This window comes from Kitasatospora sp. NPDC086791 (assembly GCF_040685975.1).
In the GTDB taxonomy this organism is placed as follows: domain Bacteria; phylum Actinomycetota; class Actinomycetes; order Streptomycetales; family Streptomycetaceae; genus Kitasatospora.
The window spans coordinates 1-2,630 of the sequence record NZ_JBFBOC010000070.1 but is presented as its reverse complement, the minus strand read 5'-3'; the positions used below and the strand labels follow the sequence as shown (position 1 = coordinate 2,630).

The window sequence follows — 2,630 nt, the reverse complement described above, 5'->3', positions numbered from 1 at the left end:
CATCCCCGGCCTCAACTGAGAGAGGAGTCCACCGCGATGTCCAAGCCCCTGCCCGCCTCCGTGCGGACCCACTTCACCGCCCTGCGCGTGCTCCTCGTGCTGACCGCCGTCCTCGGCGTCGGCTACCCGCTGGCCGTCACCGGCATCTCCCAGGTCGCGTTCAGCGGCAAGGCCAACGGCTCGATCGTCACCTCCGACGGCAAGGAGATCGGCTCCAGCCTGCTCGGCCAGAACTACAACCTGCCCAAGGTCAACCCGGACGACCCGAAGGAGGAGCCGCGGCCGGACCCGAAGTGGTTCCAGCCCCGGCCCTCCGCCGCCGGAACGGGCTACGACGCCTCCTCCTCCGGCGCCTCCAACCTCGGCCCGAACAGCGAGGACCTGCTGAAGTCCGTCAACGACCGCCGTGCCGCCGTCGCCGCGTTCGACGGCGTCGACCCGGCGAGCGTGCCGGCCGACGCACTGACCGCCTCCGGCTCCGGCCTCGACCCGCACATCTCGGTGGCCTACGCCAAGGAGCAGGTCGACCGGGTCGCCAGGGAACGCGGCCTGCCGGCCGACACGCTGAACCGGCTGATCGACACCTACACCGAGAGCCGCTCGCTCGGCTTCCTCGGCCAGCAGGGCGTCAACGTCGTCCTGCTCAACAAGGCGCTCAGCGAGCAGAAGTGACGCAACATCAACTGAATCGATGACCAGGCCGGCCCGGTCGCGGAGGACACCTCCCGCGCCCGGGCCGGCCGACCCGTGTCCGCAGACCCGCACCACCTCCCGATGGAAAGAGCAGTGCCCATGGCCCGCGACCTCACCCCCGGCTTCGGTATCCGCGGCGGCCGGCTGAGGGTGTACCTCGGCTCCGCGCCGGGGGTAGGCAAGACCTACCGGATGCTGGACGAGGCCCGGCGCAGACAGGAACGCGGAGCCGACGTCGTGATCGGGTACATCGAGTGCCACGGCCGGCGGCACACCGAGGGCATGCTCGACGGTCTGGAGGTCCTGCCGCGGGCCCACCGCTCCTACCGGGACGCCGAGTTCGAGGAGATGGACCTCGACGCGGTGCTCGCCCGCCGCCCCTCCGTCGTGCTGGTCGACGAGCTCGCGCACACCAACATCCCCGGCGGCCGGCACCCCAAGCGCTGGCAGGACGTCGAGGAGATCCTGGCCGCCGGGATCGACGTCATCACCACCGTCAACATCCAGCACCTGGAATCGCTGAACGACGTCGTCCGGAAGATCACCGGCATCCCCCAGCGCGAGACCGTCCCGGACGAGGTGGTCCGCCGGGCCGACCAGATCGAACTCGTCGACATGGCCCCGCAGGCACTGCGCCGCCGGATGGCCCACGGCAACGTCTACAAGGCGGAGAAGGTGGACGCCGCGCTCTCCAACTACTTCCGGGTCGGCAACCTCACCGCCCTGCGCGAACTCGCCCTGCTCTGGGTCGCCGGACGGGTGGACGAGGGCCTGCGCGACTACCGGGCGGCCCACAGCATCGACCGGGTCTGGGAGACCCGCGAACGCGTCGTGGTCGCCCTCACCGGCGGCCCCGAAGGCGAGACGATCATCCGCCGCGCCGCGCGGATCGCCGACCGCACCGCCGGCGGCCAACTGCTGGCCGTCCACGTCACCCGCAGCGACGGCCTGGCCGGCGCCTCCTCCGGCGCGCTCGCCCAGCAGCGGCAACTGGTGGAGACCCTCGGCGGCAGCTACCACGTGGTCGTCGGCGACGACATCCCCACCGCGCTGCTCGCCTTCGCCCGCGCCCACGACGCCACCCAGCTGGTGCTCGGCACCAGCCGCCGCGGCCGGATCAACCGCTTCCTCACCGGCCCCGGCATCGGCGAGACCACCGTGGACGCCTCCGAGGACATCGACGTCCACATGGTCACCCACGAGTTCACCGGCCGCGGCCGGCTGCCCTCGCTCGGCCGCCGCCACTCCCGACGCCGCACCATCGTCGGCTACGCGGCCGGCCTCGTACTGCCCTGGCTGCTCACCGCCCTGCTCTCCCAGGCGCACCACCGGATCAACCTCACCACCGACGCGCTGATCTTCCAGCTCGGCGTGGTCATCGTCGCCCTGCTCGGCGGCGCGATGTCCGCCCTGCTGGCCTCGCTCGTCGCCTCGATGCTGCTGAACTACTACTTCATCCCGCCGATCCACAGCCTGACCATCGGCGAGACCAACAACATCGTCGCCCTGGTGGTCTTCGCCGCCATCGCCCTCACCGTCTCCACCGTGGTCGACCACGCCGGCCGGCTCACCACCCGGGCCGCCCGGGCCACCGTCGAGGCCGAGACCCTCTCCACCCTGGCCGGCAGCGTGCTGCGCGGCGCCGACGCGCTGCCCGCCCTGCTGGAGAAGTCCCGGACCGCCTTCGGCCTGCGGGACGTCGCCCTGCTCTCCCGGACCGACGGCGAGGTGTTGGCGCACTGCGAGGGCGAGCACCAGGACGACGGCGACGGCCCGCAGGAGTCCACCGAGGTCCCGGTCGGCACCGACGCCGTCCTGGTGCTCACCGGCCGCCGGCTGTCTGCCGCCGACCAGCGGGTGCTCACCGCCTTCGCCGCCCACGTCGCCGCCGCCCTGGAGCGCGACCGGCTGGCCGTGGTCGCCGCCGAGGTCGAACC

General features: G+C 72.4%; 2 protein-coding genes. Both read left to right on the top strand.

All coding sequences use genetic code 11. The features are described 5' to 3' along the window. Positions 1-36 precede the first annotated feature (36 nt). Positions 37-672, top strand: a complete 636-nt coding sequence (gene kdpC / locus AB0Q99_RS34230) for a potassium-transporting ATPase subunit KdpC (protein WP_363578167.1) — start codon at positions 37-39, stop codon at positions 670-672. A 120-nt stretch (positions 673-792) separates the two neighbouring features. Then, positions 793-2,630: DUF4118 domain-containing protein (locus AB0Q99_RS34225; protein ID WP_363578165.1), on the top strand; the 1,838-nt coding region annotated here is incomplete at its 3' end.

Coding starts and splice junctions, on each gene's coding strand:
- kdpC (WP_363578167.1), top strand. CDS start 37: ATGTCCAAGCCCCTGCCCGCCTCCGTGCGGACCCACTTCACCGCCCTG.